The sequence below is a fragment of the Methanofastidiosum sp. genome (assembly GCA_013178285.1).
GTDB lineage: Archaea > Methanobacteriota_B > Thermococci > Methanofastidiosales > Methanofastidiosaceae > Methanofastidiosum.
Window position 1 is genome coordinate 1 of record JABLXD010000038.1, and the last position, 14,180, is coordinate 14,180.

At 36.5% G+C, this 14,180-nt stretch carries 20 protein-coding genes and 2 tRNA genes; 8 read left to right on the forward strand and 14 right to left on the reverse strand.

Translation table 11 applies throughout. From position 1 onward, the window contains the following. Positions 1-61: 61 nt before the first annotated feature. Entirely contained in the window at positions 62-319 is a 258-nt protein-coding gene (locus HPY60_09820) for a type II toxin-antitoxin system RelE/ParE family toxin (protein ID NPV51476.1), read from the forward strand. A gap of 87 nt (positions 320-406) precedes the next feature. On the opposite strand, the gene HPY60_09825 is transcribed toward HPY60_09820, so the two are convergent. Then, positions 407-481, reverse strand: a tRNA-Thr gene (locus HPY60_09825). A gap of 49 nt (positions 482-530) precedes the next feature. Continuing rightward, positions 531-1,319, reverse strand: a complete 789-nt coding sequence (locus HPY60_09830; protein NPV51477.1) for a nucleoside phosphorylase — start codon at positions 1,317-1,319, stop codon at positions 531-533. A 50-nt stretch (positions 1,320-1,369) separates the two neighbouring features. Here HPY60_09830 and HPY60_09835 point away from each other — a divergent pair, with 50 nt between their 5' ends. After that, the gene (locus tag HPY60_09835) at positions 1,370-3,190 is read left to right on the forward strand and encodes an MBL fold metallo-hydrolase (GenBank protein ID NPV51478.1); all 1,821 of its coding nucleotides are present in this window, start codon (positions 1,370-1,372) and stop codon (positions 3,188-3,190) included. Here HPY60_09835 and HPY60_09840 read toward each other — a convergent pair whose 3' ends face one another. The 3 genes from HPY60_09840 to HPY60_09850 are packed head-to-tail and all read right to left on the reverse strand — an operon-like array spanning position 3,191 to position 6,371. Continuing rightward, on the reverse strand, positions 3,191-4,609 hold the full coding sequence (locus HPY60_09840) for an RtcB family protein (GenBank protein ID NPV51479.1): 1,419 nt from the start codon (positions 4,607-4,609) through the stop codon (positions 3,191-3,193). It abuts the gene before it with no gap. 24 nt (positions 4,610-4,633) lie between these two features. Further along, positions 4,634-5,668: an RNA 3'-terminal phosphate cyclase gene (locus tag HPY60_09845; GenBank protein ID NPV51480.1), complete on the reverse strand. Its 1,035-nt coding sequence runs from the start codon at positions 5,666-5,668 to the stop codon at positions 4,634-4,636. A 31-nt stretch (positions 5,669-5,699) separates the two neighbouring features. After that, entirely contained in the window at positions 5,700-6,371 is a 672-nt protein-coding gene (locus HPY60_09850) for a LysE family transporter (protein NPV51481.1), read from the reverse strand. 96 nt (positions 6,372-6,467) lie between these two features. Between HPY60_09850 and HPY60_09855 the strand changes: the two genes are divergently transcribed. From HPY60_09855 to HPY60_09865, 3 genes are all read left to right on the forward strand, one after another. Next, entirely contained in the window at positions 6,468-6,791 is a 324-nt protein-coding gene (locus tag HPY60_09855) for a carboxymuconolactone decarboxylase family protein (GenBank protein NPV51482.1), read from the forward strand. 8 nt (positions 6,792-6,799) lie between these two features. After that, positions 6,800-7,087, forward strand: a complete 288-nt coding sequence (locus HPY60_09860; GenBank protein ID NPV51483.1) for a hypothetical protein — start codon at positions 6,800-6,802, stop codon at positions 7,085-7,087. A 169-nt stretch (positions 7,088-7,256) separates the two neighbouring features. Beyond that, complete coding sequence (locus HPY60_09865) at positions 7,257-7,823, forward strand: hypothetical protein (protein NPV51484.1); 567 nt, start codon at positions 7,257-7,259, stop codon at positions 7,821-7,823. Between the two features lie 9 nt (positions 7,824-7,832). Here the strand turns inward: HPY60_09865 and HPY60_09870 are convergent, their stop codons facing one another. The 3 genes from HPY60_09870 to HPY60_09880 all read right to left on the reverse strand — a co-directional run bounded on the left by HPY60_09870 (position 7,833) and on the right by HPY60_09880 (position 9,314). Next, positions 7,833-8,189, reverse strand: coding sequence for an Hsp20/alpha crystallin family protein (locus HPY60_09870; GenBank protein NPV51485.1), 357 nt, complete (start codon positions 8,187-8,189; stop codon positions 7,833-7,835). A gap of 5 nt (positions 8,190-8,194) precedes the next feature. After that, positions 8,195-8,941, reverse strand: a complete 747-nt coding sequence (locus tag HPY60_09875; protein ID NPV51486.1) for a proteasome assembly chaperone family protein — start codon at positions 8,939-8,941, stop codon at positions 8,195-8,197. Between the two features lie 64 nt (positions 8,942-9,005). Next, positions 9,006-9,314, reverse strand: a complete 309-nt coding sequence (locus HPY60_09880) for a DUF4342 domain-containing protein (GenBank protein ID NPV51487.1) — start codon at positions 9,312-9,314, stop codon at positions 9,006-9,008. Between the two features lie 93 nt (positions 9,315-9,407). Here HPY60_09880 and HPY60_09885 point away from each other — a divergent pair, with 93 nt between their 5' ends. Then, the gene (locus HPY60_09885; protein NPV51488.1) at positions 9,408-10,067 is read left to right on the forward strand and encodes a hypothetical protein; all 660 of its coding nucleotides are present in this window, start codon (positions 9,408-9,410) and stop codon (positions 10,065-10,067) included. A gap of 12 nt (positions 10,068-10,079) precedes the next feature. Here HPY60_09885 and HPY60_09890 read toward each other — a convergent pair whose 3' ends face one another. The 4 genes from HPY60_09890 to HPY60_09905 all read right to left on the reverse strand — a co-directional run bounded on the left by HPY60_09890 (position 10,080) and on the right by HPY60_09905 (position 11,740). After that, positions 10,080-10,442: a hypothetical protein gene (locus HPY60_09890; GenBank protein NPV51489.1), complete on the reverse strand. Its 363-nt coding sequence runs from the start codon at positions 10,440-10,442 to the stop codon at positions 10,080-10,082. Between the two features lie 356 nt (positions 10,443-10,798). Further along, complete coding sequence (locus HPY60_09895; GenBank protein NPV51490.1) at positions 10,799-11,188, reverse strand: hypothetical protein; 390 nt, start codon at positions 11,186-11,188, stop codon at positions 10,799-10,801. Positions 11,189-11,263: 75 nt separating this feature from the next. Beyond that, entirely contained in the window at positions 11,264-11,587 is a 324-nt protein-coding gene (locus tag HPY60_09900) for a carboxymuconolactone decarboxylase family protein (GenBank protein NPV51491.1), read from the reverse strand. Positions 11,588-11,665: 78 nt separating this feature from the next. After that, positions 11,666-11,740, reverse strand: a tRNA-Phe gene (locus HPY60_09905). Positions 11,741-11,950: 210 nt separating this feature from the next. Between HPY60_09905 and HPY60_09910 the strand changes: the two genes are divergently transcribed. After that, complete coding sequence (locus tag HPY60_09910) at positions 11,951-12,436, forward strand: isoprenylcysteine carboxylmethyltransferase family protein (GenBank protein NPV51492.1); 486 nt, start codon at positions 11,951-11,953, stop codon at positions 12,434-12,436. A 97-nt stretch (positions 12,437-12,533) separates the two neighbouring features. After that, on the forward strand, positions 12,534-12,698 hold the full coding sequence (locus HPY60_09915) for a hypothetical protein (protein NPV51493.1): 165 nt from the start codon (positions 12,534-12,536) through the stop codon (positions 12,696-12,698). A 230-nt stretch (positions 12,699-12,928) separates the two neighbouring features. Here HPY60_09915 and HPY60_09920 read toward each other — a convergent pair whose 3' ends face one another. Both HPY60_09920 and HPY60_09925 read right to left on the reverse strand, forming a co-directional pair. Continuing rightward, complete coding sequence (locus tag HPY60_09920) at positions 12,929-13,420, reverse strand: ECF transporter S component (protein ID NPV51494.1); 492 nt, start codon at positions 13,418-13,420, stop codon at positions 12,929-12,931. Positions 13,421-13,620: 200 nt separating this feature from the next. Continuing rightward, positions 13,621-14,180 (reverse strand): ABC transporter ATP-binding protein (locus HPY60_09925; protein NPV51495.1); only part of this gene is annotated, 560 nt, incomplete at its 5' end.

Here is a 14,180-nt window from a genome sequence, read left to right on the forward strand (position 1 = left end):
AAGTTTTGACAAGGAAAACCTTGTTTCGTTAAAGGATGCAAAAAAGCAGCTTGGGATATGAATGTCCCGTACTATTCTATTAGAAAAGCATGCACTTAAGTTTCTTGAAAAGTTAGATAAAGATACCACCTGCCGTATTGTAGAAAAACTCGAGAGACTCGAAAATGATTCTATCCCTCCTGATGCTAGAAAACTCATAAGCTTGAAGCAGAACTCATACAGGATACGGGTTGGAGATTACAGAATTTTATATAGAATTGAAAAAGACAGCATAGTTGTATTCTCAATAAATAAGAGAAGTGTAGTCTATAAAAGATAAAGAATACAAGCTAATTTTAAGGCCAATTTTGCAGAAATTTCATTTTTATTTATATACTAAGCCGAGTGATTTCGAATTAAAATGTGAAGCCGTTGGGGGGATTTGAACCCCCGTCGAACTAGATTACGAGTCTAGCGCATGGCCGAGCTTTGCTACAACGGCATGATTAACTGTATAAAATTAGGTCGTTTTAAAACATTTGCTCTAATATTTAAATTAAAGACGGATAGAGATATTTTTTCTTATTAGTTTCTTTAATTTTGTCCCAGTCTGAAAGAATCTTAATAGACTCAAGTGTTGCTTTTGCGGCTTCTTCCTCTCCTTTAACCTTAAACTCCTGAGTTTTGCGGTTCCCAAATACTGCAAGTATTGCCCCAGCCCTAATACCAAATAAACTTGATAGGGTGAAGACTGTAGACGCTTCCATCTCTAAATTCAATACATTCGCCTTTTCTAGATCATCTATTAAGTTATTCATGAAAGACTGGTGATAGTCTCCAAAAGATGGCCTCTCCTGGCCCCCGTAAAATGTATCTCTGCTGGCGCCAATTCCAACATGGTATTTATATTGTAATTTTTCACAAGCATCTATCAATGCTAGAGTAACTTCATATGATGCAACTGCAGGATAAAATGGATTGACATAGTCTTTTGTTGCCCCGTCATACCTTACTGAAGCAGTATTAATTATTAGATCTCCACATTTAATTCTTTCATCTAGCGCTCCAGTGCTACCGATTCTAATCAATGTCTTTGCACCAATTCTTGCAAGTTCTTCAATTGCAATTGAAGTAGAAGGCGCGCCAATGCCAGTTGAGGTAACACTTATCCCAACGCCACGATAATACCCAGAAATCGTAGTATACTCCCTGTTACACGCAATTTTTTTGACATCCTCCATGAAGCTACCGATCAGGTGAACTCTGTTTGGATCCCCCGGCATAATAACATAAGGAAAAATATCTCCTTCTTTACATTTTATATGGTATTGGAGTTCCATGTTACTTATTTTTTGGCAAAACTTTTAAAGTTTGTTACTTTTGAGCTTTTATGAAGATTAGATGGTTAGGTGCTGCAGGTGAGGTCGGTAGATCTTGTATTGAAGTTAATATTGATGGAAGACTATTTATTTTAGATTGTGGAGTAAAACTATCGGGTGAAGGAACTTACCCAGATTTTTCAGACGTTAATGTATCTGCAATTGAAGCTGTTATTATATCTCACGCACATCTTGACCACTGTGGATATGCGCCTTATCTTTATTCAGTGGGCTATAATGGCCCCATTTATTTTACTAGGCCAACTTTAGATCTAGCCCTATTAATCCAGAAAGACTTTATCAAAGTCCAAGAATATCAGGGAGAAAAACCCCCTTACTATCATGAAGATATAAGAAAAGAAATAAATCGGGCTGTGGCCCTTAACTATGAAGAAAAAGTTTACATTACTGAAGACGTATCTTTAACTTTTTATGATGCGGGACATATCTTGGGAGCCGCTCAAGTATGCCTTGATACTCCACATGGAAGGCTTCTATACACAGGGGATATAGGCTCTGATGTTAAAACTTTGAATCCTGTTAGAAAGGGAATACCTGGAGTGGACTACCTTATACTAGAGTCAACATATGGTATGAAAAGTGACGTGCACCCCCCTATGGAATCACGGGAAAAAGATCTAATCCAAATAATTAAGGAAACAAAAAAGAAGAAGGGGAATGTCCTTATACCTGTTTTTGCATTAGGCAGAGGTCAAGATATAATGATGATTCTAAAAGAGGCAAAGGAAAAAGGGCTTTTGCCTCAATCTATATACGTTGAGGGTATGCTTCTCAAAGCGAATGACATCTACGACAACTATCCTGACTGGATGAATAAAAAGATGTATAATCTATTCAGAAAAGAAAGCCCTTTCAACAGCAATATGTTTAGAGAGGTATGGAACCGGAAAAAACTAATTCAGTCAAAAGAACCAATAATAGTTGTTACTACTGCAGGAATGATGTCCGGAGGGCCAGTTATTGACTATTTCAAATCCTGGGCACCGGATGAAAAGAACTCACTCATACTAGTTGGGTACCAAGTTGAAGAAACTTTTGGTAGGCAAATTTTAGACGGACTTAGGGAATTTAAAGATGAAGATGGAGTTATGAGGAGGATAAATTGCAGGGTAGAGTGGGTTGAATTCTCTGCTCATGCCGACCATCCAGCGCTTGTTGATTATGTTTCATCCTTTGATGAGCCACCAAAGAAGGTATTCTTAAATCATGGCGATCCTAAAAAACTAGAAGAGCTGTGGGAAGAAATCGACAAGATTACAGAATGTGTAGTGGCAGACCCCGGCGTCTACTACACCCTAGATGGTGAGACTGTACAAGAAGAAATATCCTCTCAAAAGGTAACTTACGAAAAATTACCGCCTCTAGAGTCTGCATTTCAAATAATCTTTACAACACCACAAGATAAGATACTTAAAGATAGGGCAATAAATCTCATTGAAAACACTCAAAATGAGCTTCTTATTGCAAGCTACCTCGATGACTCTATTGTTTCTTTTATAATAGATGTGGTGAAAAGAGGGGCAAAGGTAAAGGCAATATTCAGACATATCACAAGACCAGGTAATAAGAAAGCATTCAAAATTTTAAAGAACAATGGTGCAGAGGTAAGGGTAAACAGAGAATGCCATGCAAGGTTTGTGGTATCTGACGATAGAGAAGCTATGATTTCCTCCTCAGACCTTACAAGAGACAGTTTCTACGACCACTTTGAAGCGGGCATAATAACTGGTGACAAGGAAACAATTAAGAAACTAAGGGAGTTCTTTTACAAGATGTGGGATCAGAGTGTCGAGGGGTACATAAAAGACTAGCTAACCTTTAGCAACTCCTATTGGCCTTAACTTTGCAACTTTCTTTGCAAGCCCTGCTTTGTCGCATACATCGACAACATTATGGATATCCTTGTATACATCTGGGGCCTCTTCAGCAACAACTTTGGGTGATGCTGCCTTAACATATATATTTTCTTTTTCAAGTTTTTTAATTATGTCTTCGCCCCTAAATTTCTTAATCGCAGCACTTCTTGAAAGGACTCTTCCTGCTCCATGACAAGTAGAACCAAATGTTTGACTAGCTGTTTTTGTTCCCACCATTATGTAAGATGCCGTACCCATATCTCCAGGGATTATAACTGGCTGACCAATATCTTCATACTCTTTTGGAAGTTCATCCCTTCCTTTCCAAAATGCCCTTGTTGCACCCTTTCTGTGAACGCAGTATTTCTTACCATTGTGCTTCTCGATTTTTGCAATGTTGTGAGCAACATCAAATAGAACGTCCAATCCCAAGTCTTCTGGATCCTCGCCAATTACGTTGCCTATTGATTCCCTTATCCAGTGAGTTATCATCTGCCTGTTCGCCCATGCAAAGTTGGCACCTGAACTCATGGCTTTGAAGTAGTCTTCCCCTTCTTTTGAATGGATTGGTGCACAGACAAGTTCTCTATCTGGTATTTTTATGTTGTATTTCTTATGCGCTCCTTCCATTGTTTGTATGTAGTCAGAACATATCTGATGGCCGCACCCCCTAGACCCAGTATGCATCATGAAACAAATCTGTCCTTCTTTAAGTCCAAATCCAGAAGCTGTTTTCTCATCATAAATTTCATCAATTACCTGCATTTCAAGAAAGTGATTGCCGCTACCAAGACTGCCTAACTGGGGCATTCCTCTCTTCTTTGCATTGTTACTGACCTTATTTGGGTCCCCGTCCATGCTGCCCTCACTTTCGATATGCTTTAGGTCCTTTTTCCAACCATAATCTTCTTCAATTGCCCATTTTGCTCCGACCATGAGTACTTCATCGAGATCCTTAGAGGACAATCTTACCTTACCTTGGGACCCAAGACCAGAAGGAACATTCTTGAACATGGAATCAATTATTTCTTTTCTTTCCTCAAATACGTCATCATGAGTCAAATTTGATTTTAGAAGCCTGACCCCACAATTTATATCATAACCCACTCCACCAGGAGAGATAATCCCATTTTCGTATTCCATTGCTGCAACTCCGCCGATGGGAAATCCATATCCCTGGTGACCGTCTGGCATGACAAAAGAGTAACCTTCAATTCCATTAAGACACGATACATTTTCTGCTTGTTTTATTGTCAGGTCTTCCTTCATTTTTGTGATAAGTTTGTCATCAGCATATATTCTAGCAGGTACTTTCATCTCACCCTTTTTTTCAATCTCATAAACGAACTCAGATACCTTTTTTAGTTCACCCATCTTCTCACCTTAATTTGTAATAATTCAATCTATATAAATATTTTCAAATCCAATACCATCTACTTCAAGTAGGTTGTCTTTCCACGAAAATTTATTATCACAAAATTTCTCCAATATTGAGATATTTGTCTCTAAATGCGAAGTGCTTTTTGTATAAATATAGGATTTTCCTTCTGCCAGTGCCATGTATGGGGCAATCTGGTCAGAGAGGTGACAATCAAATCCCTCTTTGTATTTTTCTAAAAAATTTTTTGCTCCTTCTTCTCCCACTTCTTCTGCCCTTTTCCCTTTTGCACCTAGTGCCCCATCTCCAATTACTGCAGTCTTATATTTAGAGTAAAGAAAAATCCCAGAGCCAATTCTCTGGCTAGAATCTTTTTCTACCTGAACTTTGATGCTAGGGGTGACACCTTCTTTGAAAACTACACCTCTTGCGGATTTTTTTTGTCGTTCAGTTACATTTTCAGGTAGGTTTGTTGAATATGAAATACCTTCAATTTTTGAGGATTTTTCAAATTTATCAATCTGAATAGCTTTTAATTTTTTAATAGGATTGACTTCTATTTCGACATTTCCCCCTCCTTCTGGGTAATATCCTCTTAAAACATTATTAATTACGATTTTATATCCCATTCTTTCAAGAGTTGGTATTGTAACTTCCCTTAAATAGTCAATCTGAGGGCTCCACTGCACATTTGTACCACCATGCACGCTAATCGTTGTCTTATTTTCTAAGAAGGGTAAGAAAATCATTAGTGATTGCAAGAGTAGTGTAATGCTACCTGCAGTTCCTATGTTTATCGTGGCTCTCCTTTTAAATTCATTTTTTGGAGTGAACTTTACTTCAGTTGAGCCAACAAAATTTCCTTCAACTACTGAACCTGTTAACTCTTCAATTGCAGATATAGTTTTCAGGTGCTGCGGTGCCAACCCCTCTCTGGCCCTGTTTTTCCTTATGTTGTAGATGTGAATGGGCGTGTCTGTTAAAATTGAAAGCGCTAGCGAAGTCCTTAATATCTGGCCACCGCCCTCACCGAAGCTACCATCTATTTCGAGCATATAACACACTTAATTTTCATATATAAAAACTTTAGACATAGTGGCTAAAATATGGGAGAGACCCATAAAGGAAGTAAAGCCCAAGGGAAAGTAAAAAAATCCCACAGGTAAAGAGTATGACCTCATAGACTCTAGCACTTATGAACTTCTTACCTTTCGAAACTGAAAATGAGAGAAATGAGTACCAAGAGAGGTCAGAAAACCAGTGACCAATAAATAACAAGAATACCCCCATAAAACCAATTGCAAGTCCCCTCATAACGAGCCCGTTGCCGACAGTAAACCACCAGATAAACATAGCAGGATTTAAAATTGTAAATATGAATCCTGTTTTCATGGGCATGAAGTAGTCATTTCGTATCTTGATATTTTCTATGTTTATTTCCTTCATGCTGTCCTCGGACATCTTCTCAAACTTCTTCCTTTCTCGTATTATCTGGGTCCCAAGATACGATAGGCTAATCCCTCCGATTAAACCTATCATAGCCCTTACAATGGGGATATTGATAACATAAGAGATTCCAAGTGAAAGCCCTATTATTATTGGTATCTCAACAAATAGGTGCCCAACACATATCATTGGGCCAGATAACGGGCCATACTTCAAAGTGTCCTTTAGTGTAGCCATGAACAGTGGCCCCGGAGCAATAGCCCCTGAAAGCCCAACCCCAAAACCGATAGAGAGAAGTAATAGGCCCTCCATGAAAAGAAGATGAAAAAATTCATTAAATGTCTTTTGATTAGAACAAAAATAATTATCCTTATATAGATTAAAAACTAATTAGTAACTGGGATAAAAATGAAGTATGAAGTATTTTATGGAAAGGGTATGGGCAAGGTAAAGAAAGAATACCCTGAGATCTATGAAGTTATAAAAAAACTGAATGAAGTGGTATACACCGGAAAGGTTCTTGATTATAAAACACAGAAACTTATTGCTATTGCAATAACTGCTAGCCACTGTGATGAAACTGCAACTGAAAAGCAGATGCGCTCTGCCATGAAAGAGCTAAAGATTACCCCAGAAGAGATTGCTGATGTTTTGAGGGTCGTTCTTTTGCTATCAGGACAGCCTGCCTTCACAAAGGGTATGAGAATACTAGATGAGATAACAAAAAAATAGGCAATCACGTGATTTCAGAGATTAAACTAAGAAAAGTCTCAGAACTTGTAATGACTGTAGGGTTATTTGTCACAGTCTTTGCATTTCTAGGATTTAACATACTTCCCTATCTTGGGATAGACTACATTCCGAGCCATCTTTTTGGATTATTCTTACTATTCCTTGGGCTTTTTATAAATCCAGATATTCTGTTCAATCTCAAAAAACCTAAAGTTATTGCCTTTTTGATTGGTATAGTTATAATCTACGCTTTGTTAGTTATTAGATACCTAGATTATATGTCAAAATTAGTATAAAAATTCCCAATTAAAGGATATTTTTTAATTTTTAATTTCTTTTATTGATTATCATAAATAATAATTGAAAATAAAAATATATTTTAATAATTTTATAATATATAGCATTTATTTGGAGAAAGGCTTATAAATTAGGTCCGGCGTATTCTGTAACATGAAGGTGGTTTCAATGAAAAAGATTGGAATTGCTCTGCTATCTATTGCAGTTTTATCTTTGATAGTTGCTGTACCTGTATTTAGTAATAATTATGTATATAATTTTGAAAAAGGTACTGCTGGATGGGAAGCTACAGGGATGTGGCACATCGTAAATGAAACGTCACAGTACAGAAACGCCAACAGTGGAGTTTCTAGTTTCTGGTATGGAAATGACCTTACAGGAAACTATGATTCTGGTACTGCTAACAGCGGTAGACTTGTATCCCCTCCGATAAATCTCAAAGATTCAACTAAGTCAACTTTGATATTTTGGTACCGGTACCAGACTGAGAATATGAGTAAACTATACGATCAGAGATTTGTCCAGATAAGGGAAGTCGGGAGGCCAAACTGGGAAGAACTAGACCAACTATCTGATGACCCAATGGAGCAGTGGCTTCAGAAAACTTATGACCTATCTAATTACAACGGCAAAGTAGTTGAGATTAGCTTTTATTTCGATATGAGCGATGAACTTGCTAACGACTACCGTGGCTGGTACATCGATGATGTCGAAATCCAAGTTGAAAAGAAATAATTTAATTTTCTATTTTATTTCTATTTTATAGTGCTTTACTTTTTTTGGTATTTCAAGGAATAAAATCCCTTTCTTGAATGTGGCAAGTACCTTCTCAGGTTCAGTTGAAAAAGGAAGATTAATATCTTTTTTGAAGCAGAATCCTTTTCTCGTTGGCGCAAATATCCTTACACAGTATTCTTCAGATGTTACGTCAATTTTTTCTTTCTCGACACAGGGCATGTCCAAAGTTACAAACAATGCTTCTTTGGTATCCCTAAACTCAGTAAGCGGCTCAATATTGCTACACCCACAGTTAATATGCCAGTAAGTCTGCCTAAACGAATTATTTGGGTTCTCCCTAACTATATAGTACCTTCTTATCATAAGATCTACCTATACATAGTCGGTACTTCAACTTTAGTCTCCCTCTGCATCGATGCATTTGTCTGGTCCATTAAGGCCCTATAATTAACCTTTAGATCTTCACCCTGTTCAACTAAATCTTTTACATCTATGTTCAAATCGAGGATTTTATTCAAGACCTTAAGAACTGAAGCGGCGGCCCCAGGGTCAGGGTAGCTTGGATAGCACTGGCCCAGTAATATAGATGAGCTTAAATTTAATTCCATTGAGTTCTTGATTATTAAGGCATAAAAACCTGAAACAAATCCTTCTTCTAAGATTTTGACACCCGAATCTTCCATTTTTTTAATTATCTCTTCTTTGTTGGATGTCCCAAATACTTCTGGCTCTTCTACATCTATCCTTTCCTGTAAAGGTGTTCCGCTAATAGAAATAATAAGTTCTGCACCCTTCTCTTTATACCATTCGGTGAGCCTCCTTGAAAGTATATACCCAGCTTTTGGATCAATTGGGATTTCTGATAGAATAGCTATGAAGTTGCCTTTCTGGAATATTCTGACGGGGTTTAGCACCTTTCTCTCGTGAACCACCATTACTGGGGCAAATAAATCAGATTTGATATACCCAACTTCTTCAAATTTTTGTTGTAATATCATGTGGCTTACTGCAATTGACCCTACAAGGCCCATATCTGGGACGCCCTCTATTATAATTGGATTATCTACATCAATTTTTTTAGTTTCAATAATAGTGATCTCTTCAGAAGCGTTCATTTTACTCACCTATTTCTTAGGGGCTTTATCAATTTAAATAAGTTTTTCTAATAAAAAATAAAATTTAATTTGATTTCTCTACGATTATCTTGCATTTTACAACTAGTGCTGCTATTGCACCAAGTGCAGCAAGCCATGGCGCGATTAATGCCCCAACTACACCTGCGGCCAGAGGTATATCAAGGAGTGTCTTATCACTTTCATCCTTAATAATAATCCTTGTTGCAATGCCTTCGTCGATAATCTTCTTTATCTCTTCTACCAAGTGATCTGAATCAACGAAAAATTCATCCCTCTGCGCCGTTGAAGCCCCACACTCTGGACAAAACTTTACTGTGTCAGGTATCTCTTTACTACAATTCTTACAGATCATTTTATCACCTTCTAGTTGAATGTAAATAACTATAAAATCTTTACTGCCAGATATTAATAAAAAATTTAAACTATGTTCTAATAATTTCCTTTCATGAAAGTAACTGTTTCAGAGGATCTGTCAAAATATTTTCCTGATCTCAAAGTATCAACGATTGAAGTTAGAAATCTAGATAATAAGAAGCTTGACGAAGAACTAGAAAAGGAAAAGAGGAAGATTGAAGCGAGTATTAGGGCCAATTCTAAAGAGTTTCTTGAATCAGATGTAATAAAAAAATACAACGAGTTTTTTAAGAAGTTTGGGAAGAAGTACCCAATTGAATATCAGATTAAATCTATAGTTGAGGGGAAAAGTTTCCCATCACAGTATACTGTTGTTGAGTCGATGTTCATGGCAGAACTAAAGAATATGTACCTCACAGCAGGGCATGACCTTGATCTGATTGATGGCAACTTGAATACAATTATAACTAAAGGTGACGAGGAGTATACCAATATTAGTGGAAAAGAGATGAAACTTAAATCAGAGGACATTATAACTAGAGATGGAACTGGAATTATATCTAGCGTATTATATGGGCCAGATAGAAGGACGATGATTACAGAGAAGACTAAAAACTACCTATTCTTTGCCTACTTCCCTTATGGTGAAGGGGATAGTAAAATAAAAAATCACTTTGAGGATATTCTAGAATATATCAAGATATTTAATACTAGGTTTGACAAATCAGATATTGAAATACATCATCTATGAGATTATTTGTTCCTATATTACCGTTCTCTTTTTGTACTCAACGTATTTCTGGCCAAAGACCTTCTCAAGGTCCTTTTCTTCAAGGTAAATCCAGAGTAGAATTAATGGGATCCATATAACATTAGATGCGAAAGTCAAAAGACGATTCAATAGCAACGGCGCGCCAAGGTGTAACAGTATTATTCCGGTATACATTGGATTTCTCATTTTAGCGTACACGCCACTTGTGGCAAGCTCATTAGTTGCTGTGAATTTTTTTAAAGTATTTGCGGCCAAGATAAATAGCAATAAACCGAGTAAGGACAAGGCCAATCCACTTACAAACCCAATAGCATACTGATTTAGTAGGAGAATTGATCGGTCATTAAACAGCATTAGGCCCCATCCAAAGTAGCCTAGAAAAATAACTATAGTGATAAGTAACTCAATTTTAGAATTATGGTGTTGGTCATATTTGTACTCTTTGGTATGTACTACAGTATGAATGATGTAGCCTATTAAACATAGGACAAATCCAATGAGAAATATTTCATTATGACATAATTATAGTTTTTATAATATATAAAATTACAGGAGATATAAAGGAATTAAAAGTTAAAACAGACAATTGTTAAATTCATTAATATCTGATATCATCTGCTCTGGCCGCTGATATGGCAAGTGCAACTAACTTCTGAATCCTATAGTCTAAGAAGCTTCCTGTGAAAACTGCCCCCTAGATATATGGATATTCATTTTTTATTTTGTTTACCAAGTTGATTAGCTATTGCAGCTATTTCTTCTTGAAGATTCTTTGCCTTCTGCATAAGAATTGTTCTCTCCTTCTGTATCCGGTACATATCTTCAGGTTTCACGTTCCTCTTAACAACTCTAGTGAAATCAGCCTGATTTCTTTCAAGTTTTGACATCGTCTCGGCCAACAGCTCCTTCTTTGCTAAGAGTTCATTCTCTAGTTCTTGAATGGCAGAAGTATCTTGAGTCTGACCTACTGAAGTAGACATTTCAGATTGCTTTTCTACTGGATTATCCTGTTGGTATTTTTCTATAATTTTTACTAAAAGACTCTCAGGTATTATAATTTTCTTGTCACAATGAGGGCACTTTATTTCAACATCTTTCATCTAAACACTCTCTTGTATCTATGGCATGGATTGAGTTAGTTATATATAAGAATTAAGATTATTAAAAGAAAAGAATTATTGTTTTTCTATCTCATCTAAGATTCTCATTCCTTTATTAAATGCGGGCATGCCTGAAGTTAGTAGGACGACCCTTAGGACATCAACTATCTCGTCTTTTGTTATATTAAATTCATTCATGCCTGACATCATCTGCCTTTTGGTTGCACTTTCATCTGCTCTGGAAGCTGTAATAGCTAGAGCTATTAATTTTTGAGTTCTATAGTCAAGTACTCTTCCTGTAAAAACTGCTTCATCAAGTTTTACTATAGCTTCATATATATCGGGATATTCATTTTTTATCTTGTTTATCCCTTTTCCATAAAATACTCCATCTTTCATTATAACACCGATAATAGGAAAGATGAGGATAGATATAAAATGAACTATTTGAAAATTAAACATCAAAAAAGAAATGAGTGCCGCGGGCCGGATTTGAACCAGCGGAATACCAGATCTTCAGTCTGGCGCCCTCCCAGGCTAGGCGACCGCGGCTTGCCTAATAAGAGATGGATATTTTAGGGAATTTATAAACTTTTCCCATGACAATCTTTTATTAAATGATTCCAATCAAACGCCAGGCCTTCTAACAGGTTCTCCTTTTTCTGACTTTATGCTAATTGTTTAAGTTAACTATACATTAAGAGGTATATGCAAGAAATAAATATTTAAAGATAAAGACATCTAAAATTGCAAGTGAAATATGTGAAACAACAATTAATTACAAATAAATATCTCCTTGCAAAATCCAATATTATTTTATTTATTGGAATTTTGATAATTCTAGGTACGGGCGTCTTAGGAAGATTTTTTCAGTTAAATATGATACCATTCTCGCCTTATTCAAACAATATTGGAGGAGTTATTGCGTTGGGAGGGCTATTATTTCATTTTTATTGCCATAGAGCTCACAAACAATCCCCTAAGAGATCAGAGCAAATTGAAAAAATCATACAAACGGGAATATATCAAAAAGTACGTCATCCTATGTATCTTGGATTAATTTTTACATTTTTTGGTCTAGCAATATTATTTGGTATCGTGCTGGCGATTATACCTGCTATAGTATTTTCGGTACTAGCTATCATAATAGCATTGAAAGAAGAAGAATTCCTTCTAAATAAATTTGGTAGGGAATATGAAGAGTATATGCGAAAAGTACCTTGGCGATTTATTCCTAAGATATTCTAAATAAATCTATTATACTCTTGACAAAAGAACTAACACTTCTTTCCAACACTTAACTTCTTTGCTATACCGCCATACCTATCCAAAATATTTATATATTATGGATGGCGACACCATCCATATGGCCAATAAATGCATTATATGTAAATGTGAACTAGATAAAGAAATATACATCGTCTGTGAAGAATGCTATGAAAAATATTTTGCCAAATTAGTTCTTGATACTTTTTGTTCTAAGAGTTGTAATGCCTATGCTACGGATTGAAATATTAAACAAAGACTTAAATGAGGAAAAGATTAATAAATTGGTTTCTATTCTTACCGAAATGTCAAATAACGATTCTCTAGAGGTAGTAGTACTTGAAGACTGAAGTCAAAATTAATTTTCCAAAAGATGTGAGGGAGTACTGCCCCAAATGTAAGTGCTACCTTTACCCAATAAAAGATCACAAATGCTACTTCTGTAAAAGTAAGACTATTATCCATAAAGAATGATTACATTCTTTCAATTGTAAATCTCTTCTTGTACCTTGTTAATATCCCAATTGTTCTTTCTCCAATTATTCCCATAAATAAGGCGTTGCCAATAGCATGACTCACATCCCAACCAATGCTCAATACATAAGTTCTAACAAAAGTTTCTAATGTGTGGGGCTTAACAAAAAATGCAAAGTGCCATATGTTCATTATCCAACCGTATAGGAATCCCCAGACAACTGCAAATAGTATGACCAACTTAAAATTGATCTCTTTTCTGCCAAGGTACCCTGCAGTGAGTCCCGGAAGCCCCCAACCTATCATCTGGAGTGGCGTCCAGGGGCCGTGGCCTAGGAAAAAGTTAGAAACGAAGGGCGTTAATGCCCCAACAAAAAACCCCGCAATTGGGCCATATACCATTCCAGAACAGATTATGAGTGTTGTGCAGGGCTGTATGCCTTGAAAATTAGAGAACGGCACCCTTAATACTGCAGATATCCCCGAAAGCATTGCTATCAGCGTAAGCTGCTTTGTGCTAAACTCTTTTCTTTCAAACTGGTATACAAATGCAAGTATAGCTAAAATAAAGATTACAATAATTTCATAGGGCCAAAGCTTTACTATTGTTCTAGACTCATCGAATACTAGCCCTCCTCCAAACAGTAAAATTCCAATACCAATAAAGATTAGAGGGAAAAGATCGCTTAGTTTTATCCGATCACCTCTAAAACTTCATCTACGGTGAGTGTATCATCAGGTATCCCATATTTTGTGTATGGCTGTATGAGTCTATTGATCTGGGGAGAGAATAGGAGGGCTTTTGACAGCACCTCCCTCTTATTGCCATCGGAAATAATATTACCCTCACTTAATAGAACTACTCTATCTGCAAACTCTGCTGCAGTTTCAATGTCGTGAGTTACCATAATTACTGTCTTTGCCTTTTCCCTTAGATAGGAAATAAGCTCTTTTTTCAGGTAGTAATCCATGCCCCTTGTTGGTTCGTCAAGTATCAGTATTTCAGGTTCAGAAACTAAAACTGAAGCTAGCGCCACCCTCTGCCTTTCGCCACCAGATAGATCATGGGGATAGCTATTTCTATACTGGTATATCTTGAACTTCTTTAATATATCCACTACCTTCTTTTCAATCAACTCTTCCTTCAATTCAAGATTTCTCAAGACAAATTCAACTTCCTCTTGAACTGTATCATTGAAAAGGTGGAGGTTTGGATCTTGGAATACTATACCAACTCGTTGTATGAGTTCAT

Coding starts and splice junctions, on each gene's coding strand:
- HPY60_09820 (NPV51476.1), top strand. CDS start 62: ATGTCCCGTACTATTCTATTAGAAAAGCATGCACTTAAGTTTCTTGAA.
- HPY60_09830 (NPV51477.1), bottom strand. CDS start 1,319: ATGGAACTCCAATACCATATAAAATGTAAAGAAGGAGATATTTTTCCT.
- HPY60_09835 (NPV51478.1), top strand. CDS start 1,370: ATGAAGATTAGATGGTTAGGTGCTGCAGGTGAGGTCGGTAGATCTTGT.
- HPY60_09840 (NPV51479.1), bottom strand. CDS start 4,609: ATGGGTGAACTAAAAAAGGTATCTGAGTTCGTTTATGAGATTGAAAAA.
- HPY60_09845 (NPV51480.1), bottom strand. CDS start 5,668: ATGCTCGAAATAGATGGTAGCTTCGGTGAGGGCGGTGGCCAGATATTA.
- HPY60_09850 (NPV51481.1), bottom strand. CDS start 6,371: ATGGAGGGCCTATTACTTCTCTCTATCGGTTTTGGGGTTGGGCTTTCA.
- HPY60_09855 (NPV51482.1), top strand. CDS start 6,468: ATGAAGTATGAAGTATTTTATGGAAAGGGTATGGGCAAGGTAAAGAAA.
- HPY60_09865 (NPV51484.1), top strand. CDS start 7,257: ATGAAAAAGATTGGAATTGCTCTGCTATCTATTGCAGTTTTATCTTTG.
- HPY60_09870 (NPV51485.1), bottom strand. CDS start 8,189: ATGATAAGAAGGTACTATATAGTTAGGGAGAACCCAAATAATTCGTTT.
- HPY60_09875 (NPV51486.1), bottom strand. CDS start 8,941: ATGAACGCTTCTGAAGAGATCACTATTATTGAAACTAAAAAAATTGAT.
- HPY60_09880 (NPV51487.1), bottom strand. CDS start 9,314: ATGATCTGTAAGAATTGTAGTAAAGAGATACCTGACACAGTAAAGTTT.
- HPY60_09885 (NPV51488.1), top strand. CDS start 9,408: ATGAAAGTAACTGTTTCAGAGGATCTGTCAAAATATTTTCCTGATCTC.
- HPY60_09890 (NPV51489.1), bottom strand. CDS start 10,442: ATGCTGTTTAATGACCGATCAATTCTCCTACTAAATCAGTATGCTATT.
- HPY60_09895 (NPV51490.1), bottom strand. CDS start 11,188: ATGAAAGATGTTGAAATAAAGTGCCCTCATTGTGACAAGAAAATTATA.
- HPY60_09900 (NPV51491.1), bottom strand. CDS start 11,587: ATGAAAGATGGAGTATTTTATGGAAAAGGGATAAACAAGATAAAAAAT.
- HPY60_09915 (NPV51493.1), top strand. CDS start 12,534: ATGGATGGCGACACCATCCATATGGCCAATAAATGCATTATATGTAAA.
- HPY60_09920 (NPV51494.1), bottom strand. CDS start 13,420: ATGCTTTCGGGGATATCTGCAGTATTAAGGGTGCCGTTCTCTAATTTT.